A 25,426-nucleotide genomic window follows, 5' to 3' on the forward strand; every position below is an offset into this window, starting at 1 on the left:
ATTCTAACCACTTAGCTGAGCACTGAGCGCCAAAGCCAGCCCGCTGTCGGCGTCGAACAGGTGCATGTGCTCTTCATCGAAAGCCAGCGCCAGACTCTGGCCCACCTGCGCCGCGCTGTTGGCCGCGTTCGCCGGCAGCAGGGCCGACAGGCTCAAGGAGCCGCACTGAAAGCTGATCAGCGCTTCGGCGCCCAGCAGCTCGACCAGGTCGATGGCGCACGCCAGGCCATGCGTACCCGCCGGCTCCTGCGGCAGCGCCGCGCGCAAGTGGTTCGGGCGCAGGCCGAAGACCACGCGGCTGCCTGCCGTCAGCGCGGCGAAGCGGGACGAGACCAGTGGCCAGCGGTAGCCGGCGCACACGAGCACCGTCTGGCCGCCGTCTTTTTCGACGACGCCATCGATGAAGTTCATGGCCGGCGTGCCGATGAACCCGGCCGCGAACAGGGTGCGCGGATGGTTGTACAGTTCCGCCGGCGTGCCGATCTGCTCGATGTGTCCGCCCTTCATCAGCACCACCCGGTCGGCCAGGGTCATCGCTTCGAGCTGGTCGTGCGTGACGTACAGGGTGGTGGTGCGCAGGCGCCGGTGCAAGCGCTTGATGTCGGCGCGCAGCTGCGCGCGCAGCTTGGCATCGAGGTTCGACAGCGGTTCATCGAACAGGAACACTTGCGGCGTCTTGATCATGGCGCGCGCAATGGCCGTGCGCTGCTGTTGGCCGCCCGACATGGCGCGCGGCTTGCGTTCCAACAGGCTGTCCAGGCTGAGGATGGCCGCCACCTCGCGCACGCGGCGCTCGATCTCGTCGTGCGGCACCTTCAGGCGGCGCAGGCCGAAGGCGATATTGTCATACACCGTCATGTGCGGGTACAGCGCATAATTCTGGAATACCATCGCCACATTGCGCGCGCGGGGCGGCAAATCGTTGACGACGGCGCCACCGATCAACAGCTCGCCGCCGCTGATGTCTTCCAGGCCCGCGATCATGCGCAGCAGGGTCGACTTGCCGCAGCCCGATGGCCCCAGCAGGACGATGAACTCGCCGTCATCGATTTCCAGGTCGAACGGCTGCAGCACGGCCGTCTTCTCGTCATACGTCTTGTGCAGCTGCCTGCAGGTGATATTTGCCATGATCAGTCTCCTGCCAGTTCAATCTGGATCTTGACGTCGCGCGGGTGGCCCTTGGCCGCTTCCTCGAACGCCTGCACGCCGTCGGCAAAACCGAAGGTGCGCGAAATGAAGGGCTTGACGTCGATCTTGCCCGAGGCCAGCAGCGCGATGGCGCGCGGGAAGATGTTCGCGTAGCGGAACACCGATTCGATGCGTACTTCTTTGGCCTGGATGGCGACGATATCCAAAGGTACCTTATCCGGCGGCATGCCGACCAGCACCAGGCAGCCGTTCGGGCACAGCAAGTCGACGATGTTGTCGTAGGCGCGCATGCTGCCGCTGGCCTCGAAAACGATGTCGGCGCCCCAGCCGTCCGTCAAGTCGCGCACAGTCTCCGCCAGGCTGGCCTGGCGCACGTCGACCGTGGTCACGGCGCGGTTATCGGCGAACAGGGCCAGTTTTTCCGGCACCAGGTCGGCCAGGATCACGCGCGAGCAGCCGCCCGCCAGCGCGGCCAGCGCATTCATGGCGCCGATGGTGCCGGCGCCGATCACCACGGCCACGTCACCGGGCTTGATGGCCGCCTTCTTCGCCGCCTGCAGGCCGATGGCCAGCGGTTCGACGATGGCGCCTTCACCGAAGCTGACGTTATCGGGCAGCTTGAAGGTAAAGGCGGCCGGATGCACGACATACGGCGTGAGGCAACCGTGGATGGGCGGCGTGGCCCAAAAGCGCACGGCGGGGTCCAGGTTGTACAGGCCGCGCATGGTGGCCGGCGAATCGAACTGCGGCACGCCCGGCTCCATGCAGACCCGGTCACCCACCTTCAGGTGCGTCACTTCATCGCCCACTTCCGCCACCACGCCGGACGCCTCGTGACCGAGCACCATCGGCGCTTCGACGGCGAAGGGGCCGATCTTGCCGTGTTTGAAGTAATGCACGTCGCTGCCGCAGATACCCACGGTATGAATCTTGATTTTCACGTCGCGCGGACCGACGGCCAGCGGCAGGTCGATGTCGCGCAAGGTGATGGAATGCGCTTGTTCCAGTACGAGAGCTTGCATGATGAATTCCTTATTTATGTTTGAGCATGGAGTTGAGCAGCCGTCCCAGGATGCCGACGAACAGCAGCGGCGGCAGCGCCAGCAGCACGGTGGAAGCGTTCACCACGCCCCACGGCACTTCCTGGCCCATCGAGGTGAAGGCCGACGCCACCACGGGTAATGTCATGCTTTTCGAGGAGGTGAGCGCCAGCGCGATCATCAGTTCATTCCAGACCAGCACGAAGCTGAAGACGATGCCACCCATCAGGGTTTTCGACGCCACCGGCAGGGCCACGTGCCAGAACACCTGATAGGGGCCGTAGCCGTCGAGCGCCGCCGCTTCCTCGATCTCTTTCGGAATGCGGGCAAAGGCGGGAATCGACAGCCAGATGATGGTCGACAGGGTCACCAGCAGATACGTCACCACCATCGACAGGCGCGAGTCGTACAGGCCCAGGTCGATCCAGATCGAGATCAAGGGAATGGCGACGGCGACGGGCGGCAAAAAGCGCAGCGACAGCAGGAAGAACTGGATATCCTTCTTGGCCGGGATCGGATAGCGGGCGATCGCATACGCGGCCGGCACGCCCAGCACGGCGCCCAGCAGCACGGCCACGCCGACGATGGCCACGCTGTTGCCCAGGCCCGTCAGCACTTCCGGACTGGCCAGCACCTGCTTGTAGTTGGCCAGGGTCGGGCTGAAGAAAAAGCGCGGCACGGGCGTGACGATGTCCATCAGCTCCTTGAAGGAATTGAGCACGGCCCACAGGATGGGGAACAGCGCCACCAGGATAATCACGGTGGTGATGGTAGTGGTGGCGGCATGGTCCACGCCGCGCCGGATAGTCAGTTTTCCCATTTGGCGACTCGCTTCCAGAGCAGGGTGAATATTACTGTCGTGGCCAGCATCATCAGCACGGCCATGCTGGACGCATACGACACCTTGCCCATCAGGCCGATGCCCTGCGCATACGCGTACATGTCCAGGGTTTCCGTGGAAATGCCGGGGCCGCCTTTGGTCATCACGTAGATCAGGTCGAACGAGCGCAGCGACTCGACCATCTTGATGAACACGAGGCTCATGATGGGCACCTTCAGCATCGGCAGCGCGATGTACGCATACACCTGGAGCGTGCTGGCGTAATCGAGGCGCGCCGCTTCCAGCGGTTCGCCGGGCAGGGTTTCCAGCAGCTTCAGGATGACGGCGCCGAAGAACAGGCCCCACTGCCAGATATCGACCAGCGCCACCGCATACAGGGCCGTGGCGGGATCGGACAGCAGGGCCGTGCCGCCCAGGCCGACGCATTCGAGCAGCCAGTTGAGGATGCCCATCAGCGGCGAATACATGAACTTCCAAATGAAGGCGGCCGACACGCGCGGCAGCAGCACTGGCACGATCAAGAGCAGCGCGAGAAGATCACGCGTGCGGCCCTTCACTTTTTCGAACAGGAACACGGCCAGCAGCACGCCGACGATCAGCGAGCCGGCCACGGTGACCACTTCCCAGATGGCCGACACTTGCACGGCATTGACGAAGCGGCGGTCGCCGAACAGGCGGAGAAAATTGGCAAAGCCGACGTACTCGCTGTCGCTGTAGCGCAGCACGCGGTTTTGCAGGGCCAGGTTGATGGCGGCGATACTGGGCACCAGGCCCAGTACCAGCAGGACCAGCAGCGGCAAGGTCAGAAAGACGGCTGGCAGCCAGGTGTGGCGTTTTTTATGGATGGAGTGCGGCATAAAATAGGCTTTCAGGCTCGTTAGCGTAAATCCGGGGTCAGACCCGACGGGTCTGACCCCGGCACTTCCGCCGTTGGGTGAAACGGCGATACGCCTTATTTGCGTTTGCTAGCCCGCTGCATCACCTCGGTCGCATACTCATTCGCCTCATCGAGCGCGCTTTGCACGTCGCCGCGTGTGCCCGTAAAGACTTCTTCGAGCACGACGCCCAGGTTGTCGCCGATATCCGGCCACTCGGGACTAGGCCAGATGGTGACGCGCGAGACGGGCGTGGTGTCCGTCAGGCCCGCCTGGATCTGCGGCTTGACGTGCTTGCGGAAGTAGTCGCTGTTGATGGTGCTGGTGCGGTTGTAGTCGCTGAAGACGTTGTCCTTCAGGCGCGCCTGCTCCTGCTCCTTGCCCGTGGCGAAAGCGATGAACTTGCCAGCCGCCTGGCGCGTGCATTCATCCCTGGCGCCCGTGGCGGAGATGGCCAGGCCATGGCCGTAGGCGGCAGACGCCAGCGGCGCGGGCGGGCGCACGTAGCCGACCTTGTCGACCACCGAGGATTTCTTAGGGTCTTCCATCCAGTCGGCAAACGGCGTCGACTCAATCATGAAGGCCACCTTGCCCGACCTGAACGCTTCGAGCGCATTGCTCCAGTCGTAGGTGGCGCCGCCCGGCGGCGAATACTTGAACAGGTCGCGGTACAGGGTCGTGGCCTTCACGGCCTGCGGCGAATTGAAGGTGGGTACGCCGTCCTTTTCCCACTTGCCGCCGGCGGCCAGCATGAACGGCGACCAGCGCCAGACATTCATGCCCGAGCCACGCTGCCCCCGCGCCGCCCAGCCGTACACATTCGGCGGGCTGTTCATTTTCTTGACGGCGGCGACCAGTTCGTCGAGCGTCTTCGGCACGGCGATGCCGGCCTTTTCCAGCAAGTCGCGGCGGTAGAACAGGAAGTCGCTGCCGCCGATCAGGGGGGCGAAATACGCCACGCCCTTGTACGAGGCGACGGCGCGGCGGCCCGGCAGGAAGTCCTCGTAATCGGCCTCCTTGGGCAGGTATTTGAGCAGCGGGAGGACCCAGCCGGCCGTGGCAAATTCAGCCACGTTGGCTTCGTCGATGTAATAGACCTGGTAGGAGCCGGCCTTGGTGGAGGCGTCGAGGCGGGCTTTCGAGCGGCGGTCGTTTTCGCCGAAATAGCTGATTTGTACCTTGGTGCCGCTTTTCTTTTCATACTCGGCGAGGGTCTTTTCCATCACCGTCAGGCCCAGGCTTTTTTGCGCCAGCACTTTGAGCACGGGCACCGAGCAGCTTTGCGCCGAGGCGTCTGCAAACCCGGCGGACATGAGGGCGCCCCATGCAACAGCAGTCATGATTTTCATAACACGTCTCCATTTTTATAGTCCGGCGGTTTTCCACCGGTATGCCAACTATAAAAACAAAGACCGCGCGCCACCACTACAAAAACGGCCAGATTTTAAATACTATTTTTCACTTTTCCGGTACGTATTTGCCGCGTCAATCCAGGCGAAAATCCTTGCGGTAGATATTCGTCTCCCGGCCCTCGGGCGGCAGGCGCGAGAAACGTTCGAAGCGCAGCCCCAGCTTGTTGAGCAGATTGATCGATGCCTGGTTTTGCTGCGAGGTGATGCCGTACAGGGTGCGCAGGCGCAGCACCTGCTGCGCATGCTGCACGATGGCCGCCGTCGCCTCCCAGGCATAGCCCTGGCCCCAGTAGGCGGGACGCACGGCATAGCCAATATCGGGGCCGGGCAGGCTGTCGCGGCGCACCAGGCCGGCCATGCCCACGGGCGCGCCGTCGCTGCGGCGCTCGACGATGTACAGCGAATAACCATGCGCGCGGAACTGCGCCATGGGTCCCGTTTCCAGCGCGGCGCGGGCCGCCTCCAGTGTGTGGATGTTGCGCTGGCCGATGTTGGCGATCCACGACGGGTCGTTCACCAGCTCCATGTAGAAGGCCGCGTCGTCCAGGGTGGCGGTGCGCAGGCGCAGACGGGGCGTCTCGATCACGGTCATCGGCTCTGTCGCGGCGCCGCTCATGCCGGCCACTGCATCGGGTCGGTCAGCAACTGGTACATCACGTAGGCGTCGACATAGCCCAGCTGCGCGTGGCGGTAGGCCAGCGGCAGGGTGGCGACGACCGTGAAGCCCAGCTTTTTCCACAGCGTGACGGCGGCCAGGTTGGTGCTGACGACGAAGTTGAACTGCATCGCCAGGTAGCCCGCGCGGCGCGCTTCTTCCATGCAGTGCACACCCAGCATGCGGCCCACGCCGACGCCCTGCGCGGCCGGATCGACCATGAACGATGCATTGGCCACGTGCGATCCATGGCCCGGCTGGTTCGCCACCAGCTTGTACATGCCCAGCAGGCGCTCCGTGCCCATCATGGCGACGAAGCTTTGCACGCCGGGGCCGAACCAGTAGGCGTGGCATTCTTCGCGCGTCGTGTCGGCGGGGAAGGAATAGGTGTCGCCGGCGGCCACCAGGGTGTGGAAGATGTCCCACATGGCGTCGAAGTCGGCTTCGCTGGCCGGGCGGATATCAATTTCTTTCAAGTCGGTGCTCCCGATAACAAGTGATGGCTGATTGTATCAGCGGCCCAGGCGGAAGTTCACACTGTCCGGACGCCCCGGCAGGTGCAGGCGCGATTGCGCGCGCGGCGCTTCGCTGACGACTTTCCCGCGCCGCAGCACCAGGCGCCGCGCCGCGCGCAGACGCAGCGCTTCCACGGTGCTGCCGCAATCGAGGATCAGCAAGTCCGCATGGCAGCCGGGCGCGATGCCGTAGCCATCGAGGCCCAGGATGCGCGCCGGCGTCTCGGTGACGGCGAGGAAGCACTCGTGCATCGCTTGCTGGCCCGTCATCTGCGCCACGTGCAAGCCCATGTGCGCCACTTCCAGCATGTCGCCCGAACCGAGGCTGTACCACGGATCCATCACGCAGTCGTGGCCAAAGGCGACGGGGATGCCGGCAGCCAGCATCTCGGGCACGCGCGTCATGCCGCGCCGCTTCGGATACGTATCGTGGCGCGCCTGCAGGGTGATGTTGATGAGGGGATTGGCGATGGCCGCCACGCCCGCCTCGCGGATCAGCGGCAGCAGCTTGCTCACATAATAATTGTCCATCGAATGCATCGACGTCAGGTGCGAACCCGTCACCCTGCCCTGCATGCCGAGGCGCTGGCTGTGGAAGGCCAGGGTTTCGATGTGGCGCGACAGCGGGTCGTCCGACTCGTCGCAATGCATGTCGACCATCAGGCCCCGTTCGCAGGCAAATTCGCACAGCAGGCGCACGGATTCCGCGCCGTCGGCCATGGTGCGCTCGAAATGCGGGATGCCGCCCACCACGTCGACGCCCATGGCAATCGCGCGTTTTAAATTATCGAAGGCGCCGGGACTGCGCAGGATGCCATCCTGCGGGAAGGCCACCAGTTGCAAATCGAGATACGGCGCCACTTGCCGCTTGACGTCGAGCAGCGCTTCGACGGCCAGCAGGCGCGGGTCGCAAATATCCACGTGCGAACGGATGGCCAGCAAGCCGCGCGCCACGGCCCAGTCGCAATACTGCAGGGCCCGCGCCACCAGCGCGTCCTGCGTCAGTTGCGGTTTCAATTCTCCCCACAGGGCGATGCCTTCGAGCAGGGTGCCGGAAGCGTTCACGCGCGGCAAGCCGTAGCTGAGCGTGGCGTCCATGTGGAAGTGGGCGTCGACGAACGGCGGCGTGACGAGGTCGCCGGCGGCGTCGATCTCTTGCGCGCCCGTCACGGGCAAGGCGGGGCCGACGGCGGCGATGCGGCCGCCCTCGATGGCGATATCGATGGCGCGGCGCCCGTCGGGCAGGCTGGCATTGCGGATGACTAGGTCCATGCGGACACTCCTTCGGTTGACTACGGTATCTGGCGCTTCCAGTGCATTGTCAGCTTATCGCTTCAAGGATGCTGCAGTGCAAGAATATAGTCACTGGCAAAAGCGTAGCCATAGATTCCCTGACAACGCTTTGCGCGCGCGCAAACTTCCGGCAAATGCTGCCGGGCGCCTAAATGCGGCAAGCCTGCGGCGCACGCCCTTGAGAAAATAGCTTTCAACTAACTCGAATCACCGCTAGAATATTCATATTGCGTTGCATCATAAACAGTCTATTCGCGCGCTACCCACTTTACAAAACGCGGCCAACTCTGGTTTTCGGGATTTTGCAGAGCGTTTTGCCAGCATTTTAATCCGTACAAAGGAGTAAATATGTTTCCGCTTCCTGAACAATTTTCCAGCGCCGCCAAGTCGCAACTGGAAAGCCAGCTGCAAATCTTCAGCACCCTCACCAGCAAAGTCTTTGAAAGCGCCGAGAAAATCATCGCGTTGAACCTGAACGCCGGCAAGGCCGCCATCTCGCAGACGGCGGAAACGGCGCAGCACCTGCTGGAAACGCAGGACCCGCGCGACTTCTTCAGCTACAGCAGCAGCCAGGCACAACCGAACATCGAGAGCGTGCTGGCCTACAGCCGCCAGCTGTTCGGCATCGCCTCGAGCACCCAGGCTGAATTGCTGGCTTCGGCCAAGGATCGCCTCGATGCGGCCGCCCCTGTTGCCGCACCCGCCCCAGCTCCTGTCGCCACCGCACCGGCACCTGCCGCTCCCCTTGCTGCGCCAGCGCCAGCAGCGGCGCCAGCGCCCGTTGCCGCCAAGCCTGCCGAAGTGGCCAAGCCCGTCGCCAAGGCGGCGCCCGCGCCTGCCCCTGTCGCCGCACCGGCAGCCAAGCCAGCGGCGGCGCCTGCCAAGGTTGCCGAGAAGGTTGCCGACAAGCCAGCAGTGAAAGCCGTGGAAGTCAAGCCGGCGGCCAAACCGGCAGCCAAGCCGGAAGCGGCCAAGCCCGCACCTGCACCTGCGCCAGCGAAAGCCGCCGCGCCAGCACCGGCCAAACCGGCCGCCAAACCAGTTCCTTCGAGCAAACCGGCCGCCAAGCCGGCCAGCGCCGCCGGCAAGACCGTTGCCAAGGCCGCCGTCAAGCACGCGCCAGCGCCAGCCGCCAAGCCGACAGCCAAGGTTGCGCCCAAGGGCACGCCATCGAAACAGCTCGACATGCTGGGTGGTGGCAAAGGCAGCGGCAGCGGCCGCAAGTAAGCCTCGCGCACGCCACTGACGCAGCAAAACAACGGGCTACGGCCCGTTTTTTGCGTGCCCGTCCACAGCGCGCTTTTCCGCCTTGTTGTATCCTACGCGTACTTTCCGTCCGCGTGCCCGTCCTTCCGCCCCGCGACACCCCATTACTAAAAACAAAAGGTAACCATGAGTTTATCGAGGCTCATCGCCGGCTTCGTGCGTCAGCATTGGCCGGCGTATGCCGCCGCTGCCGTCATGCTGACAGGCGTGGCAACACTGACCGTCTGGATCCCGCGCCGCGTGGGCGCCATCATCGACGCACTGGCCGCGCACCGCATGACGGCGGCCGAACTGTGGCTTGAGCTGCTGACCCTGCTCGCCGTCGGCGTCGTCATCTATTTCCTGCGCGTGGGCTGGCGCATCACCCTGTTCAAGGCCGCCTACCAGCTGGGCGTGATGCTGCGCACGCGCTTCTACACGCGCATGTCGCAGCAGGGCGCGTCGTTTTACCAGAACCAGCGCACGGGCGACCTGATGGCGCTGGCGACAAACGACATCGACGCCATCGAAATGGCCGCCGGCGAAGCCATGCTGGCCGGCTTCGACGGCACACTGACCTTGCTGATGGTGCTGGGCATCATGCTGCTGGGCGTGGACTGGCGTCTGGCCTGCATCGCCCTCCTGCCCTTCCCGTTGATGGGACTGGCCTTCTGGCGCATCTCCAGCCATATCCACACGGCGTCGACGGATTCCTTAAAGCGCTTTTCCGCGCTGAACGACCATGTGCAAGAGTCCTTGTCGGGCGTGCGCACCTTGCGCGCGCTGGGCCTGGAAGAGCGCAGCAGCAAGCAGTTCTCCACCCTGGCCGGCCACGCGGCCAACGCCAGCCTGACGGCGCAGCGCTGGGAAGCGGCGTACGAACCGGCCGTCGGCCTGACACTGACGGCCGCCACGGCGCTGACCCTGGGCCTGGGCGGCTACCTCGTGTGGCAAGACCAGCTGACCATCGGCGCGCTGACGAGTTTTTCCATGTACCTGGGCCAGCTGATCTGGCCCATGTTCGCCGCCGGCTGGGTGCTCTCGCTGATCGAACGGGGCCGCGCCGCCTGGCAGCGCTTGCAACCCATGTTAGACGCGCCGCTGGCCATCGACGACCATGGCACGATTGATACGCTGACGCCCGGCCCCCTGCAACTGCAGGACGTCGGCTTCGCCTACGCGGGCCAGACGGCGCCGGCCCTCTCCGGCATTTCGCTGCGTTTGCAACCGGGCCAGACCCTGGGTCTGGTGGGCCCGACGGGCAGCGGCAAGTCGACCCTGCTGCGCGTGCTGCTGCGCCAGGTCACGCCGCAATCGGGCACGGCCACGTGGAATGGCGAGGCGCTCGACGCCTACACCCTGCACGCGCTGCGCGCGGCCATCAGCTGGGTGCCGCAGGAGTCGTTTTTATTCTCCGCCAGCATCGCCGACAATATCGCCCTGGCCCGCCCCGGCGCCACGCGCGAGGACGTGGAACGGGCGGCGCAGCTGGCCGACATCCACGCCGATATTTTGCAGTTCCCGGACGGTTATCAGACGCACGTGGGTGAAAAGGGCATCACCCTGTCCGGCGGCCAGCGCCAGCGCGTGGCGATCGCCCGCGCGCTGCTGGCCGACAACGGCTTGCTGCTGCTCGACGATGCCTTGTCCGCCGTCGACACGGGCACGGAGACGCGCATCCTGCAGCACCTGGAAGAACTGCGCGCACGCCGTCCCGAGCGCAGCGCCATCATCGCCAGCCACCGCCTGAGCGCCGTCGTCAACGCCGACCTGATTCTGGTGCTGCGCGACGGCCACGTCACGGAAACGGGCAACCACGACGCGCTGATGCAGCGCGACGGCTGGTATGCCAGCCAGTGGCGCTATCAACAACTGGAAGCCAGCCTCGATGCCATCTAAGACCGACCAAGCCAACGCCACGCAATCCGTGCGCCGCCAGGCCGCGCAAGCCATCGGCCTGCTGCGCCGCGCCGCCGCGCCCGACCTGCGCCATTTATACTGGGCCACGTTCTGGCTGATCCTCGCCGCCGCCCTGGAAGTGACGGGACCGATCCTGGGCAAGGCCCTGATCGACCAGCATCTGCTGCCGCGCAACCTCGACTGGACGCGCATGTCATTGCTGCTGGGCGGCTGCCTGCTGACGGGCTGGGTCGCTTCCGGCCTGCGCTATTTGCAGCTGGTACGCCTGTCCGGCCTGGCCATGCGCTCGGTGCAGCGCCTGCGCGAAACCGTTTACCAGCACGTGCTGCGCCTGCCGATGAGTTTTTTCGACCGCGCCATCACGGGCCAGCTGGTCAGCCGGGTCACCAACGACACGGAGGCGGTCAAGTCCCTGTACGTGCAGGTGCTGTTCGTCATCCTCGACAGCTCCATCGTCCTGGTCGGCACCATGGCCGCCATGGCCTTCCTCGACTGGCGCTTGATGCTGATCGTGCTGGCCCTGCTGCCGGCCGTGCTGGTCATCGTCTTCCTGTACCAGCGCTGGAGCGCGCCGGCCGTCACGCGCGCGCGCGCCCTGCGCAGCGAGATCAATGGCCAGATCGCCGAATCGATCGGCGGCATGAGCGTGCTGCAGGCGAATAACGCGGAAAAGCGCTTCGGCGCGCGCTTCACGGGCATCAACCAGGACCACTACACGGCGCGCATGCAGGAATTGCGCGCCAACGCCTGGCTGCTGCGCCCCGCGCTCGACATGCTCAATATCGTGCTGCTGGCCGTCGTCATCTTCAGCTTCGGCCGGCGCGAGATGGGCGCCGTGGAAGTGGGCGTGCTGTATGCGTTCATCAGCTACATCGCGCGCGTGATTGAACCGCTGATCCAGATCACCATGCAGTTCAGCCAGCTGCAGCAGTCGGTGGTGGCGACGGCGCGCGTCTCGGCCCTGCTGGACGAAGCGCAGGCGCTCGAACATGCACAGGGCAGGGAAACACCGGCCCTGCGGCAGACGAAAGCGGACAGCGACCTGCCCGCCGTGGACATCCAGAACCTGACGTTCGCCTACGTGGAAAACCAGCCCGTGCTGCACGACCTGTCGCTGTCGATACCGCAAGGAGCGTTCTTTGGCATCGTCGGCCACACGGGCAGCGGCAAGTCGACCTTGCTCTCCTTGCTGCTGCGCTTTTATCCCGTCACGCAGGGCAGCATCGCCATCAATGGCGTGGCCCTCGACAGCATCGACAACGAGCACTTCCGCGCCGACGTGGGCCTGGTGCCGCAAGACCCCTTCCTGCTGGCCGCCTCGGCGCGCGAAAACATCGACATGGGCCGCGGCTACACGCAGGCGCAGATCGAGACGGCTGCGCGCGCCGCGCATGCGCACGACTTCATCGCCGCGCTGGAGCATGGCTACGACACGCCGCTGGGCGAAGGCGGCTCACGCCTGTCGTCGGGGCAAAAGCAGCTGATCGCCATTGCCCGCGCGCTGGCCGGCCAGCCGCGCATCTTGCTGCTGGACGAAGCGACGTCGCGCATCGATAGCCAGACGGAGCAGATCGTGCAGCTGGCCCTCAATGAATTGCGCGGCAAGGTCACCATCATCGCCATCGCCCACCGCCTGTCGACCATCCGCGAAGCCGACCGTATCATCGTGCTGAACCATGGCCGCATCACGGAAGCGGGGCCGCACGACGCCCTGATGCAGATAGAAGGCGGCCTGTACCAGCGCCTGTACCTGCTGCAGCAGCTGGCGCAGTAAGCGCGCCTTGTCAATGCCTGCCGTGTGCACTTTCGCAAATTTCTGCGCACCGCATGATATTTCTTGATTGCAACAGAATATAATCTGTTACAGACAGGTGGTCATTGCGGGAGCGGGACGTTGGCAGGCAGACAGAGACGGGCATCATGGCGAAAGGCGCATTGGCTGCTGGTACTGGCCTGCATGCTGCCGCCCGCCGCCCATGCCCAGGTCAGCAAGCTGGAGCAGCATATTGCCGCCGTGCGCGAAGATGGCCGCTTCGTGCCCGCGCGCGCCCTGCAGCGCCTGCAGGAGGTGGAAACGCAGGCGCGCAGCGCGCCCCTGCCCGTGCGCGCGGAATTCCTGACACAGCTGAGTACCGTCCGCATGCGTCTGGGGCAGAACGACCTCGCCATGCAGCTGGCCGAGGAGCTGATCGCCTACGCCCGCCTGAACAAGAGCGACGTGGCGCTGGCGAAAGGCATGCTCTGCAAAGCCTATGTCACGTTCGCCATGAACGAGCGCCGCGCCTCGCACCTGCTGGCCTTCGAGGCCGAACGCATCGCCAACCGCACCGACGACTTGCCCGTGCGCGTGCAGGCCACCATCAGCGCGGGCCAGTCCTGGGCCGAGGAAGGCAATTTCCCGTTTGCGCTGGCCAAGCTGCAGGCGGCCGTCGACCTGGCGCGCCAGAGCAATTCCCCTTCCAGCCTGGCCGCCGCCCTGAATGCCCTCACCCTGCTGTACACGCAGATGCGCGAATACGACAAGGGCTTCGAGGTGCTCGACGAATTGCTGGCCGTGTCAGGCACGCTGGCATCGCCAGGCCGCATGGCGCAGGCAAAGAATACGGAATACGGGCTGGCGCTCGACGCGCAGCAGCCGCAGCGGGGCCAGCGCGCCCTGCTGGCGGCCCTGGCGCTGGAACGCCAGCTGGGCGCGCGCGGCATGGTGGCCGTGACCCTCGTCAATCTGTCGGACAGCTACCTGAAGGAAGGCGATTACGCGCGCGCCCTGCGCTATGCGAATGAAGCCATCACGGCGGCGCGCCTGGTCAACAATGAACAGGTGGAAGCGACGGCGCGCCTGAACATCGGCCAGGCGCTGATCGGCCAGGGACGCTTGCAGGAAGGCAAGCAAAGCGTGGCCACGGGCCTGGCCTACTACGAACGCACGGCCAACCAGCCGGACATGCAGGCCGTGCTGCTGGAATACGGCATGGCGCTGGAAAAGGCGGGCGACATGCGCGGCGCCGTGACGGCCTACCACCGCGAGCGGGGCATCTCGAACCAGCTGTTCGAAAAGCAGCGGCAAAAGGCCGTGTATGAGCTGCAAGAAAAGTATGAGGCGGAAAAGAAACAGCGCCAGATCGAGCTGCTGAGCCGCGAGAATCAGCTGAAGAGCACGGAAATCGACAACCGCCGCCTGCAGCAGCGTGTATGGTGGCTGCTGGCGCTGGTACTGGCCATGGCGTCCGTCATCGTCGGCTTGCTGTACCGCAAGGTGCGCCACGCGAACGTGCAGCTGAAGGTGAAAAACCAGGAACTCAAGCGCCAGAGTTCGCGCGACCCGCTGACGTCCCTGTACAACCGCCGGCATTTCCAGGAATTCATGCGCAGCCATGCGGGCAAGCCGCAACCATCCTATGGCGGCGCCGATGTCGTCGGTGCGCTGTTCCTGCTCGACGTCGACCATTTCAAGCACATCAACGACCGTTACGGCCATGCGGCGGGCGACCTTGTGCTGACGACGATCGCCGAAACCTTGCACGAGGTGTTGCGCGAAACGGATATGATCGTGCGCTGGGGCGGCGAGGAATTCCTCGCCTTCCTGCCGGCCGTCGCACGCGACGGGCTCGACGATATTGCACGGCGCATCCTCAACGGCATGGCAGCGCAAAACATCCACTACCAGGGACAAACCATCCAGGTGCACGTGTCCGTGGGCTTTGCGCCCTATCCGCTGGCGCCGCTGGGACGGCCGCTCACGTGGGAGCGCAGCGTCAACCTGATCGACATGGCGCTCTACCTGGCCAAGGCGCACGGGCGCAACCGGGCGTATGGCTTGCGCGGTTTTCAGCAGGTAGAAAGAACGACCCTGGAAGCGGTGGAGCAAGACCTGGAACGCGCGTGGCGCGACGGCTTTGTCGATTTTAGCGTGGTGCTGGGGGGAACGGACGGGATGGAAAAGACGGTGACGCAAGCAAACCAGGCCAGCGATGGCGTCGCCGCAGCTGCCATCACCTGACGGCAACTGCGGGAACCGGGCCGGCGCTGGCCGGCCCTGGCGAGATTACTTGTGCGCGGCGTCCTGCATCTTTTCGCCGGCTTTTTCCACTTTCTTGCCGACGGCATCGGCCGCTTCGCTCATTTTCCTGTCGGCGTCAGCGGCAACCTGGTCCATCTTGGCGCCCGTATCGGCAGCGGCCTGGCTCACGGCAGCATCGGCTTTGGTAGCGGCGGCCTTGATGTCGGCTTCAGCTTTGGCAGCGGCCGCATCGATCTTCTGGCCAGCTTGTTCAGCAGGACCGGCAGCGACATCATCCTTCTTCTGGCAGGCAGCCAGTGCCACAACCATCATCCCGGCGGCGCACACGGTCATCCAATTTTTGCTTACTTTCATGATATTCCCTTTCATTGTTATCAAAAGACACAGATCAGTTTGCAATATACACCGGCCTAAAATTTTCTAGCGTTCGCTAACGCACATAAAAACACGCTTTTGTGGCGTAGTTGTAAGCAATGGTATCTTGATATTTTTCACGGCGCCTTTCCCCCGCCACACGGGCATGACAGGGACACTGCTTTGCGCTACTGGCCCTGGACCGGGGCCGCATCCAGCAACGAATGTTCGAGCAATTGCGACAGCGCCGTACGCAGCGTCTGCGTGCGCGCCGCCAGTTCCGGCCGCTTGTAGCGCTCGGCGGCGATCAGGCTGTTTTCCAGGCAGACCCGGTCGCTCCTGGCCAGGCAGACGTCGGCCAGGTCGAGCTGGGCGCTCGCCTGCGCCACCTTCACCCTGGCGTCGAGTTCCAGGGTGTCGGGATCGTCGCCCCAGCGTTTTACATAGACGGCCAGGCGCGTGGCGGCAACGTCCGGCTTGCCTGCGTCCAGCGCCTGGTTGACGCTGCCCTGCAGCGCCAGCCACGCCTGCGCCCGCTGCTGTTGCTTGTCGCAGGTCGCCGCGGACTTGGTGATGCTCGCCTGCAAGCGCTTGATCTGCGCGGCGGGTGCCTTGGCGCTTTTCAGCACGGCCAGCGCGCTGCGCGCCCCGTCCAGGTCGCACTGCGCCGCCAGCGCAGTGGCGGCCTCGACCTGTTCCCCCACGCTGGCCGGCTTGTCGGCCGGTTTGTTGAAGAACCAGATACCGGTCAGCACCACTGCCGCCGCGATCCACGTGCGCAAGCGTACGGGCGGGCGCGGCGGCGGCACCGAACCCCTGGTGGCAGGCTTGGCCGGCGGCGCCTTGGCTGGCGCGGCCGGCGCTGGCGGTGGCGGTGGCGATGGAGGGACAGGCTGGGGAGCAGGGGCGGCAGCTGGCTGCGGTATGGGCGGAGCGACGGGCACCGGCGGCGGCATGCGCGGCACGGGGGGCGGCGCTATGGTTTTCTCCAGAACAGGCGCTTGCGCCACCTGGCGCGCGCCGCAAAACGGGCAATGCACCACGCGCAGCGGCAAGGTCCGGCCGCAAGCGGCTCTGATACAAACTTCGTTTACTTTTTCAGACACATTCCAACCTTTGCTGCTCATGCAACAAGGCAGGGCATACGATCATGTCGAATGCCCCATCCGTTGTGCGAGCTCTGCTTATCTCTGCTGGCGGAGATAGCGCAGACTTAACGCTCCGCCTTCACCAGCCCTAGTGCTCGTTCCTTTTCCAATATTACCTCACGATCCCGGTTCAGCAGCTTCGCACGTGCCAACCATTTGGCGGCCGCCCCAAGATCATTTGATGCAGCACTTTTTTCAGCCAGTTTGATGTAATGATCGACTATCTTACTCGCAAGCCCTTTCACCTCCTCACCACGATACTGCCCCTCAGGGTCAATCTGGCGAATTTGATCGAGCGAAGCCTTCGCCGAACTTTCCGGCGGATCAGTGTATTGAGCTTTCTCAATGTAAAGGGAGGCACGACGCAACTGATCATCGATTTCAGAACGATCATTTTCATTGAGCTTAATCGCCTTTGTGTCGACGGCTCGGCTCTCCTTGGCTTGTGCCAATACGACAGGAGTTGCATCCTTCGGCGGCCGAGTCGCAAAGAATATGACAGCACCAACAACTGCAACGGCAACAAGCGCCAGTCCAACTTGGGAACCCAGCCATTTTTTTGTATCCGTTGAACGCGATGCCCCGTTTGCCTTGCAAAAACTGGTCACATATTCTTCTGCCACACGTGGATCCAGTCCTACACGTTTGCCTGAGGCCACATTAACTACTTTGCTCAGTGCCAGACGCTCTTCTTTCTGGTCCAGCTTCTTGTCGTTGTCAGTGAACTGATGCAGTAGCCTGTCCAGCTCCTCCACGAGCGCACGTTCGGACACTGCGGAATACTCATCTAGCTGTTCACGGATGACCAACTCTGTTTCTCTACTCACAATACCGCGTGCAGCGGATTCTTCTTTAATACGCCGCTCTTCACCCCGATCCAGATAAAAATCATCATCCACAGCCGCAGCTACACGGTTCTTCAACCAGTCGAGATCGGATTGATTCATATTTTCCTCTGTTTTTTAAAATTGTAATTTGAACGATCAAACCAGATCATGTCTCTGCAATCCCACTACACTACAAAATTTTCCAGCCCCAGATACCTGATCTCTGCATCACGCTATGTTTGCGGCAAAAATCGTTAATGTACCGCTCCGCGATCTCTGGATCGACACCCTTCATCGCGCCAGGACGCGGTTTACAGATACTTTGCAAGGCATCGACACGACTCTTTTTATCTAATTTTTTTTCAGTGTCTGTAAACACGTGCAGCAGTGCATCAAGCTCATCCAACAGTGCTTTTTCATTGACGACATTCAAACGTTGCAAAGCCACCGACAAAATAGACTCCACTCTCCTTATATCTAGAGCCAAGGCATTTTTCCCATATCGCAACAAAGCGCCAAACGAGACGCTATCGCAGTACGAATTTGAAATACTGTCGGCAATATGAATATTGAAGTTTTTCTGCCCATCGTCCAATAAAAGATGATTTGACAATGGCCGATCCTTCGTCACGCGATCACTCTGCTTCTTGGAAGCAGCAATCCTTATCTGATCGTTAGGTAACGATGTACTCCCATCAACGTTTTTCACCTCTAATTTCGGTGATATTATCTTCACCTTGACAACCGTTTGCTTCGTCCCACAAAAGGGACAAAAATTCACAGTCCAATGAAATGTCGCCTGACAAGTCGATTCCTGGCATTGGTATTCAATTTCCTTTTTCACAAAATACCTCTTCGTACGTCACCCCTACGTCCCAGGGAAAATTATCTTGTCATACCGATGAAATCGGCATCAATAAAATTGCAATCAAACACTTCAAATTATCTTTCAAATAATAGCGCATCCTACAACGCCAATATCATTTATTTCCAGAAAACAAATTGAAGACTGCGGGCTTAGGAGCTCGGGCCAGCTAAACACATGCCGCCGCAATTCAACAGGTTTGAGACTGATCAATCTCTGCACCGCCGCCGCGGCCTAAGCTGGAAGCACCGGTCAAGGACAAGGAGAACGCCATGTCAGCCCACCTGATCATCGAAGACGGCCAGCCCTGGTGGGACAGCGCCGATATCTGGGTCGTGCCGGGCAATGATCCCAATGGTCCACCCGGCGCGCCCATCGCCGGCACCAGCAACTACCTGTGGGGCCGCGTGCACAACACGGGCGACAGCGCCTCGAACGGCGTGCGCGTGGATTTTTACTGGGCCGACCCTTCCGGCCAGATCGCCGTCGGCGCCGCCACGCAGGTCGGCTCCGCGTTTGCCGACTTGCCGCCGGGCGCCACGCAGGAAGTGCTGTGCCTGGTGCCCTGGGTTCCCGTCATCGTCAATGGCGGCCACGAATGCCTGCTGGCCGTGGCCCACGGCCCGGGCGACATCAATCCGCTGCCCGATCCCCTGCCCAACGGTTTTCCCTTTCAGCCCAAACAGCACGAGCAGATCGCCCAGCGCAACGTCACCGTGGTGCTGGCAGCGCGGCGCGCGCAATTGCTGACCATCGCGGTGGCGGCCCTGCCCCGCACAACGAAAAAAGTGGAACTGCAGATTGAACAGGGCGGCGAGCTGCCCGAGCGCCTGCTGGCCACCCTGGGGCTGGAGCGATGGCAGCCAGCCAAAGAGGCGCGCCTGGTAGCGGGCCTGGCGCGCACGCCCCATTGCAATGGCGATGCGCCCGGCGAGCAAACGCTGGCGCTGGAAGTGCCGCGCGGCCAGGCGCAAGCCGTGTACCTGAGCCTGCGCGCCGAAGCCTTGCCGCCACGCCAGTATGCGCTGCTGCGCGTGCTGGAGAACCAGGATGGCAAGCTCATGGGCGGCGTCACGTATGTCGTCACCGACCTGGAGAAAGAGCAGACGCAAGAGCAGGCGCAAGAGCCCGCGCAAGAGCGGCACAGCCCCGAGGAGCAAGCATCATGAGCGATACCCCCCTGCAGGTGCTGACGCGGCCGTTCGCAATCGAGCCCGTCACCAATATCATGCTGCCCGATGGCATCTTCGACAATGCCATCTATGGCTTGCGCATCGCCGCCCACGTCACCAACACGTCGGGCAGCGCCCTGACGAATGTCACCGTGTACCTGGAAAGCGTGGGCGACCCCGGCATCGTGCCCGTGGCGCGCACCTTTTTCTTTGCCAGTATTCCCGCCGGCGCGGCCATGCTGGTGATGTGGGATGCCGACTTCCAGCATGCGGCGCCCGGCAAGCGTCTCGTCAGCTTTGTCGCCAAGGCGGACGGCTACACGCCGCACCGCTCGATCCAGCAGATTTTTGTGTCGCAAACGCGCTTCGACAGCGCCACCAATACCTACACGTGCACGGTCGAGGAAGGCACCCTGGAACTATCCAAGCCGCAAGGCCACCTGCCGGGCAAGCGCTGGGGCAGCACGGGTAATGATGGAAAAGAGTGCCGCTGTCCGCCCGGCCTGGGACCCATCGTGCCGACCGGCATGACCCTCGTCTGGACGCCGAATCCCGCCTACGCAGGCACGCATGGCGAGCTGCCGTTTTCCGACCCGTGGTGGAAGGTTCTCGCCATCATCATCGCCATCATCGCCGCGCTGGTGGCCATCATTGCTGCCGCGCTCGGTTCAGGCAAGGCCAGCTTCAGCGTGGGCGGCAGTTTCGAGGAAACCGATCCCAGCGTCGATTGCTGCTCGCTCGAAGGGGCCGGCTCGGGCCAGCCCGAATTCACGGTGGCCGGTGTGGCCTCGGCCATCGCCTCGGGCGCCATCGCCGTCGCCTGCTCCGACATCGCGGACCCGTTCTGGCGTGGCCAGGAAGCAACACCACCGGCCGCCGGCGAACTGACCCTGGCCGAGCGCGTGGTGGCGAAATGGGTGCTGCCCGAAGCGCCGAACGCGGGCCTGCCCTACACGGCCGACATCAGCTGGGAATATCAACGCTTCACCACGGGCGCCACCTACCAGCATGCCGTCACCGAAACGCAAGTCAACATCCACGTGGCAGGGCCCGTGGAAACGGATACGCCCGCCGTCGTGCAGGCCTACGAACCGCTGTGGATACGCGCCAGCTTCCAGCGCGACAATGGCAATGTCTTCCGCGGCACGGAGCTGTACGCCTTCGTGCTGTTCCAGGCGCCGCAAGGACTGTATTTCGTGGAATCGCTGACCGACGACGGCCTGGGCTTCGACCCGGGCGCCAACGATGGCGTCTACGCAGGCAGCCTGGACTTGAAACGCGCTTACCGCACCCTGCTGCAATATGATCAAAAGGTCTACGGCACCTGGAGAGTCTTCGTCTTCGCCCAGGACGTCAACCTGACCAAGCCCGGCACGCCGCCGGAAATCGCCGCCCAGCACATCGGCGGCATGTTCGTCGCCAGCGCCATCGAAATCACCTTCGACGATACATTACCCTGCCCGCTCAAGGCGCAGGCAAATATCGTCGTGGTGTAGTAAGAAGCGAGGTCAGGCGTAGGTCGGATTAGCGGGGCAAATCCCCGCGTAATCCGACAACATTGTTGGCTCCCGTATGCACACCTACACCTTGACGCTTTCAGCCTTGGCAATAAGCGTGCGCGGAATGATATCCGTCGCCGGGCAAGTATCCATCGCCTCCGAATACGCAAGCCAGCGCTGCAGGCTTTCCATCCGACGGATGGTGATGCCCTTGCCATTGATATAGCCGATCTGCTCGAAATTGGCGGGACTGGTGGTCAGTTTCGATACGGTGGGCGCATTGTCGACCAGGCGGTCGTAGGCCTTGCGCGCCTTGTGTTCCCACTTGGCCAGCACGGGGTCGTCAAAGCGGTTGCTTTCAAAATACACGGTGATGGTGCGGTCGTGGTTGGCAAAGCCGACGATGGCCGCACCCTTGCGTATGGTCAACAGGACATCTTCCTTGACGCCCGTGACGGGAACGAAGACGGCGGCGCGCCCATCCGTATCCGGCCGCTCCATGGGAATATCTTGTCCGATTATGCTCATCACATCACACTCTTAATCATTGCCTGCTGGCTTGTTGTCCTTGCATCACTGAAAGCGGACTCCCTGCGCATGCGTGCGTTTGCCGCTGCGCCGGGCCGCTGCCAGGCTGTGTTTATCAAATAATACATTGCCGTAAAGCACTACACAAGATAATCAGCGGCATGGCGGCCGCCCGTCCTGCGCCGGATGGGGAATGGTGGCGTCCGGGGCAATCGCCTTATAATGCTGCGATTACTTCACGTCCCCCACCTTCGCACCATGACGCTTCCCGAGAATGACACCAGCCGGCTCGACGCCATCAGCGCCGCCGCCACCGAAGTGGCCGCGCAAAACGTGGCCGACTTGCTGGCCATGGCCATCTGCCACCGCCCGGACGAACCGGCCCTGATCGTCTGCGACAAGCGCAGCTGGCTCAACGTCGTGCTGACGGAAGCGTATCGCCAGGCCTTGCCGGACGCCACCTTCATCGATTTCGACGAGGTCACGCCCGAGGCCGTGCTGGCCGCGTTTGCCGACCTGCCGGCCGGCAGCCTCGTCGTGCTGATCCAGTCGACCAGCTTCCGCCTGGAAGCGTTCCGCATCCGCATCGAACTGTTCAAGCGGGGCCTGAAAGTCATCGAGCACGTGCACCTGTCGCGCATGCCCGGCGTGCAGGGGTTGCACTACATCGCCTCGCTGGCCTACGACCCCGCCTACTATCGCGGCGTCGGCCATGCGCTGAAGGCGCGCATCGACGTCGCCCGCCACGGCATGGTCGACAGCGGCGGCGAGCAGCTGGTCTTTGCTTCGCCGTTCGAATCGGCCAAGCTCAATATCGGCGACTACAGCGGCATGAACAATATCGGCGGCCAGTTCCCCCTGGGCGAAGTGTTTACGGAAGCGCAGGACCTGGAAGCGGTGAACGGGCGCGTGCGCATTTTCGTTTTTGGCGACACGCACTTCATGGTCAACCGCCCCGACACGCCGATCACCCTGATCATCGACAAGGGCAGAGTCACGGGCACGGAAAACGCCACGCCGGAATTTACCGCCATGCTGGAGATCATCCGCGCGCACGAAGGCGAAGTGTGGGTGCGCGAGCTGGGCTTCGGCATGAACCGCGCCTTTTCGCGCGAACAGCTGGTCAACGACATCGGCACGTATGAGCGCATGTGCGGCATCCATCTGTCGCTGGGCGCCAAGCACGGCGTCTACACGAAACCGCAATTCAAGCGCAAGGATGCGCGCTACCACGTCGACATCTTCGCCGTCACCGAGGCCGTCTACCTGGACGACGAGCGCGTGTACGCAGATGGCGCGTGGACGGTGGAGCCGGTCGCTTTCAATTGAACCTCAGCTGAAAAAACCTGCCGCTTCCAGCTCGCGGTCCCATGGCGGCACGGGCTGGTATTCGGCCACGAGGAAATCGATCAGCGCGCGCACCTTGGGCGATGGCTGGCGGCTGGCCGGATACAGGGCGCTCAAGTGATTCAAGGGCAGTTCCCAGTCCGTCAGCACGGGCACCAGGCTGCCATCGAGCAGGTTGCGCCAGGCGAGGAAGGTGGTGCTGTAGACGATGCCTAGCCCCCGCTGCGCCGCCTGGTGCAGCACCAGGCCGTTATTCGCCGTAAACCCCGCCTGCACGCGCACGCTCACTTCCTCGCGCGACTCACCTTCTCCACGCTGGAAATGCCAGTTCGTGCCATCGGTCAGGTGACTGAAATGCAGGCACTGGTGCTGCAACAGCTCTTGCGGCGTGCGCGGCACGCCCCATTGCGCCAGGTAGGCGGGGCTGGCGCACAGCACGGCGCGGCACGGCGCCAAAGGCCGCATGGCCAGCGCGCTGCTGTCCGGGATGCCGCCCACGCGGATGGTCAAATCAAAACCGTGGCGTATCGGGTCGAGCAGGGCGTCGTCGACAAACAACTCGGCTTGCACCTGCGGGTGCAGCAGGCTGAAACGGGCAACGGCGTCGGCCAGCCACGCGCTGCCGAAACTCGACGGCGCCTGGATGCGCAGCGGCCCGGCCAGCTCCGCCCCCGCTCCCGCCTGCGCCACGTGCGCCACCATGCGCGCCGCTTCCTGCGCCTGGCTGACGGTGGCCATGCACGGCGCCAGGTAGGCGCGGCCCGCGTCCGTCAAGCTTACTTCGCGCGTGGAGCGGTGCAGCAGGCGTGCATGCAGGCGTTCTTCCAGCTGCATGATGGTCTTGCTGACCATGGCGCGCGTCAGGCCCAGGCGCTGGCCGGCCACCGTAAAGCTGCGCTGGCGCGCCACTTCGACAAAGATTTCCATCGCTTTTAGTTGATCCATGTCAAAGATTGTCTTCTCTTTGGCGACAATCTGTCAACCGCTGGGCGATTGTTTGCCGCCCTCGCCCATCCTACAATGGCGCTTTCCATAGACCTTCCGGAGCCGCCGCCATGCTAACGATCGAACAACAAGAACAGTATCAACGTGACGGCTACATCATCCTGCCCGATTTCAAGGGTGCGGACGACATCGCCGCCCTGCGCGCGCGCGCCGAGCAGATTGTCAACGAATTCGATCCCAGCGTCAGCCAGTCGATCTTCACCACGCGCGACCAGGCAAAAAACACCAACGATTATTTTCTCGCTTCCGACAACACCATCCGCTGCTTCTTCGAAGAAGAAGCGTTCGGTCCGGACGGCCAGTTGAAGCAGGCGAAATCCCTGTCGATCAACAAGATCGGCCACGCCATGCATGACCTGGATCCCGTCTTCCGCAGCTTTTCGGCAGATCCGAAACTGGCAGCAGTGGCGCGTGACCTGGGTCTGGCGGATGCGCAGGTGTGGCAATCGATGTACATCTTCAAGCAGCCCGGCATCGGCGGCGAAGTGCGCTGGCACCAGGACGCCACGTATTTCGAGACCACGCCCATCAGCGTGACCACCTTCTGGTTCGCGCTGGAAGACGCGACCCTGGACAACGGCTGCCTGTGGGCCGAACCGGGCGGCCACCGCGGCCCCCTGCGCGAACGCTTCATCCGCAACGGCGACGCCGTGCGCGTGGAAAAACTCGACGCCACGCCATGGCCCGACGACAGCACGGCCGTGCCCTTGGAAGTCAAGGCGGGCGCCCTCGTCTGCTTCCACGGCTTGCTGCCCCACTACAGCGCGCCAAACCGCTCGCCCGTCTCGCGCCACGCCTACACCTTGCACGCCACCGACGGCCAGACCGAATATGCTGCCCACAACTGGATACAGCGCGACGACTCCTTCCCCGTGCGGGGCTTCGTCTGATGCGCATCGAGGTTTTCGCCGCCCACTGGGGCAATAACGCGCTGCCGCCCGACGTCTTCATCGACAAAGTGCTGGCGGCCGGTTTCGACGGCATCGAGATGTCGCTGCCGCTGGACGCCGCCCTGCGCGAGGAATGGACGGACCGCATCGCCAAGGCGGGACTGCAGCTGATCGCCGCGCAGTGGGAAACCGTCTTCCACAGCGACTTCGAGCTGCACCGCGCCGCCCTGGCAGAACTGCTGGACAACGCCTGCCTGGCGCGCCCCGTGCTGGTCAACACGCACACGGGCAAGGATTACTACAGCCAGGCGCAAAACGCGGAATTGATCGACCTGGCCGCCGCCATCTCGGCAAAACACGGCGTGCCCATCGTGCATGAAATCCACCGCAGCCGTTTTTCCGGCCACCCGATGCTGCTGCTGCCCTATCTGGCGCAGTATCCCGAGCTGCCCTTGACGGCCGACCTGTCGCACTGGTGCTGCGCCTGCGAGTCCTTGCTGGAAGACCAGCCGCAGACCCTGGCGCAAGTGCTGCCGCTGGTGCGTCACGTGCATGCGCGCGTGGGCCATGCGCAAGGTCCGCAGCTAGCCGACTTCCGCGCGCCGGAAGCGAAACAGGCGCTCGATGTCCACCTGGCCTGGTGGGACGCCATCGTCGCCCTGCGTCACGCAGCCGGCGCCGAGCGCATGACGTTCACGCCGGAATTCGGTCCCGCGCCCTACACGCAAACCTTGCCATACACGCAGCAGCCCGTGAGCGACGCGTGGGAACAGAACGTGGCCATGCTGCAGCTTTTACGCCAGCGCTATCCGGCGGAGTAAGGAA

The 25,426-nt window shown here is 63.3% G+C and carries 23 protein-coding genes; 9 read left to right on the forward strand and 14 right to left on the reverse strand.

Translation table 11 applies throughout. The features are described 5' to 3' along the window. Positions 1-3: 3 nt before the first annotated feature. The 8 genes from P9875_RS24760 to P9875_RS24795 form a co-directional block, all read right to left on the reverse strand. Positions 4-1,128, reverse strand: coding sequence for an ABC transporter ATP-binding protein (locus P9875_RS24760; protein WP_278316865.1), 1,125 nt, complete (start codon positions 1,126-1,128; stop codon positions 4-6). A 2-nt stretch (positions 1,129-1,130) separates the two neighbouring features. Further along, positions 1,131-2,171: an NAD(P)-dependent alcohol dehydrogenase gene (locus P9875_RS24765; protein WP_278316866.1), complete on the reverse strand. Its 1,041-nt coding sequence runs from the start codon at positions 2,169-2,171 to the stop codon at positions 1,131-1,133. Positions 2,172-2,181: 10 nt separating this feature from the next. After that, positions 2,182-3,009 carry a carbohydrate ABC transporter permease gene (locus tag P9875_RS24770; protein WP_278316867.1) on the reverse strand — a complete coding sequence of 276 codons (828 nt, stop codon included), beginning with the start codon at positions 3,007-3,009 and terminating at the stop codon, positions 2,182-2,184. Continuing rightward, positions 2,997-3,887 carry a carbohydrate ABC transporter permease gene (locus P9875_RS24775; RefSeq protein WP_278316868.1) on the reverse strand — a complete coding sequence of 297 codons (891 nt, stop codon included), beginning with the start codon at positions 3,885-3,887 and terminating at the stop codon, positions 2,997-2,999. Before P9875_RS24775 ends, P9875_RS24770 begins: the two co-directional genes overlap by 13 nt. Before the next feature lie 95 nt (positions 3,888-3,982). Then, complete coding sequence (locus P9875_RS24780; RefSeq protein ID WP_423221803.1) at positions 3,983-5,254, reverse strand: ABC transporter substrate-binding protein; 1,272 nt, start codon at positions 5,252-5,254, stop codon at positions 3,983-3,985. Positions 5,255-5,390: 136 nt separating this feature from the next. Next, the gene (locus P9875_RS24785; RefSeq protein ID WP_255206112.1) at positions 5,391-5,933 is read right to left on the reverse strand and encodes a GNAT family N-acetyltransferase; all 543 of its coding nucleotides are present in this window, start codon (positions 5,931-5,933) and stop codon (positions 5,391-5,393) included. Further along, entirely contained in the window at positions 5,930-6,448 is a 519-nt protein-coding gene (locus P9875_RS24790) for a GNAT family N-acetyltransferase (RefSeq protein WP_278316869.1), read from the reverse strand. Before P9875_RS24790 ends, P9875_RS24785 begins: the two co-directional genes overlap by 4 nt. Positions 6,449-6,484: 36 nt before the next feature. Further along, on the reverse strand, positions 6,485-7,759 hold the full coding sequence (locus P9875_RS24795) for an amidohydrolase family protein (protein WP_099402885.1): 1,275 nt from the start codon (positions 7,757-7,759) through the stop codon (positions 6,485-6,487). A gap of 369 nt (positions 7,760-8,128) precedes the next feature. Between P9875_RS24795 and P9875_RS24800 the strand changes: the two genes are divergently transcribed. The 4 genes from P9875_RS24800 (at position 8,129) to P9875_RS24815 (ending at position 14,945) form a co-directional block, all read left to right on the forward strand. After that, on the forward strand, positions 8,129-9,007 hold the full coding sequence (locus P9875_RS24800) for a phasin family protein (RefSeq protein WP_278316870.1): 879 nt from the start codon (positions 8,129-8,131) through the stop codon (positions 9,005-9,007). 165 nt (positions 9,008-9,172) lie between these two features. Further along, positions 9,173-10,924 carry an ABC transporter ATP-binding protein gene (locus P9875_RS24805; RefSeq protein ID WP_278316871.1) on the forward strand — a complete coding sequence of 584 codons (1,752 nt, stop codon included), beginning with the start codon at positions 9,173-9,175 and terminating at the stop codon, positions 10,922-10,924. Then, positions 10,914-12,719 carry an ABC transporter ATP-binding protein gene (locus P9875_RS24810; RefSeq protein ID WP_278316872.1) on the forward strand — a complete coding sequence of 602 codons (1,806 nt, stop codon included), beginning with the start codon at positions 10,914-10,916 and terminating at the stop codon, positions 12,717-12,719. Before P9875_RS24805 ends, P9875_RS24810 begins: the two co-directional genes overlap by 11 nt. Before the next feature lie 183 nt (positions 12,720-12,902). After that, on the forward strand, positions 12,903-14,945 hold the full coding sequence (locus P9875_RS24815) for a sensor domain-containing diguanylate cyclase (RefSeq protein WP_278316873.1): 2,043 nt from the start codon (positions 12,903-12,905) through the stop codon (positions 14,943-14,945). Positions 14,946-14,990: 45 nt separating this feature from the next. On the opposite strand, the gene P9875_RS24820 is transcribed toward P9875_RS24815, so the two are convergent. From P9875_RS24820 to P9875_RS24835, 4 genes are all read right to left on the reverse strand, one after another. After that, positions 14,991-15,365: an apolipophorin gene (locus P9875_RS24820; protein ID WP_255206110.1), complete on the reverse strand. Its 375-nt coding sequence runs from the start codon at positions 15,363-15,365 to the stop codon at positions 14,991-14,993. A 143-nt stretch (positions 15,366-15,508) separates the two neighbouring features. Further along, complete coding sequence (locus P9875_RS24825; RefSeq protein WP_278316874.1) at positions 15,509-16,375, reverse strand: hypothetical protein; 867 nt, start codon at positions 16,373-16,375, stop codon at positions 15,509-15,511. A 158-nt stretch (positions 16,376-16,533) separates the two neighbouring features. Next, positions 16,534-17,415, reverse strand: coding sequence for a hypothetical protein (locus tag P9875_RS24830; protein ID WP_278316875.1), 882 nt, complete (start codon positions 17,413-17,415; stop codon positions 16,534-16,536). A gap of 70 nt (positions 17,416-17,485) precedes the next feature. Further along, positions 17,486-18,139 carry a hypothetical protein gene (locus P9875_RS24835; RefSeq protein WP_278316876.1) on the reverse strand — a complete coding sequence of 218 codons (654 nt, stop codon included), beginning with the start codon at positions 18,137-18,139 and terminating at the stop codon, positions 17,486-17,488. Positions 18,140-18,432: 293 nt separating this feature from the next. On the opposite strand from P9875_RS24835, the gene P9875_RS24840 reads away from it, so the two are divergent. Beyond that, positions 18,433-19,329, forward strand: a complete 897-nt coding sequence (locus tag P9875_RS24840; protein WP_278316877.1) for a hypothetical protein — start codon at positions 18,433-18,435, stop codon at positions 19,327-19,329. Then, positions 19,326-20,828, forward strand: a complete 1,503-nt coding sequence (locus P9875_RS24845) for a hypothetical protein (protein WP_099402879.1) — start codon at positions 19,326-19,328, stop codon at positions 20,826-20,828. Before P9875_RS24840 ends, P9875_RS24845 begins: the two co-directional genes overlap by 4 nt. An 84-nt stretch (positions 20,829-20,912) precedes the next feature. On the opposite strand, the gene P9875_RS24850 is transcribed toward P9875_RS24845, so the two are convergent. Further along, on the reverse strand, positions 20,913-21,332 hold the full coding sequence (locus P9875_RS24850) for a hypothetical protein (RefSeq protein WP_099402878.1): 420 nt from the start codon (positions 21,330-21,332) through the stop codon (positions 20,913-20,915). A gap of 285 nt (positions 21,333-21,617) precedes the next feature. On the opposite strand from P9875_RS24850, the gene P9875_RS24855 reads away from it, so the two are divergent. After that, entirely contained in the window at positions 21,618-22,688 is a 1,071-nt protein-coding gene (locus P9875_RS24855; protein WP_035821685.1) for a hypothetical protein, read from the forward strand. A gap of 3 nt (positions 22,689-22,691) precedes the next feature. Here the strand turns inward: P9875_RS24855 and P9875_RS24860 are convergent, their stop codons facing one another. Continuing rightward, positions 22,692-23,651, reverse strand: a complete 960-nt coding sequence (locus P9875_RS24860; protein WP_035821688.1) for a LysR family transcriptional regulator — start codon at positions 23,649-23,651, stop codon at positions 22,692-22,694. A 110-nt stretch (positions 23,652-23,761) separates the two neighbouring features. Here P9875_RS24860 and P9875_RS24865 point away from each other — a divergent pair, with 110 nt between their 5' ends. Next, positions 23,762-24,601: a phytanoyl-CoA dioxygenase family protein gene (locus P9875_RS24865; RefSeq protein WP_035821690.1), complete on the forward strand. Its 840-nt coding sequence runs from the start codon at positions 23,762-23,764 to the stop codon at positions 24,599-24,601. After that, on the forward strand, positions 24,601-25,422 hold the full coding sequence (locus P9875_RS24870) for a sugar phosphate isomerase/epimerase family protein (RefSeq protein WP_278316878.1): 822 nt from the start codon (positions 24,601-24,603) through the stop codon (positions 25,420-25,422). Before P9875_RS24865 ends, P9875_RS24870 begins: the two co-directional genes overlap by 1 nt. The last annotated feature ends 4 nt before the right edge of the window (positions 25,423-25,426 follow it).

Origin of the sequence: Janthinobacterium rivuli, assembly GCF_029690045.1 — a bacterium.
Taxonomy (GTDB): domain Bacteria; phylum Pseudomonadota; class Gammaproteobacteria; order Burkholderiales; family Burkholderiaceae_D; genus Janthinobacterium; species Janthinobacterium rivuli.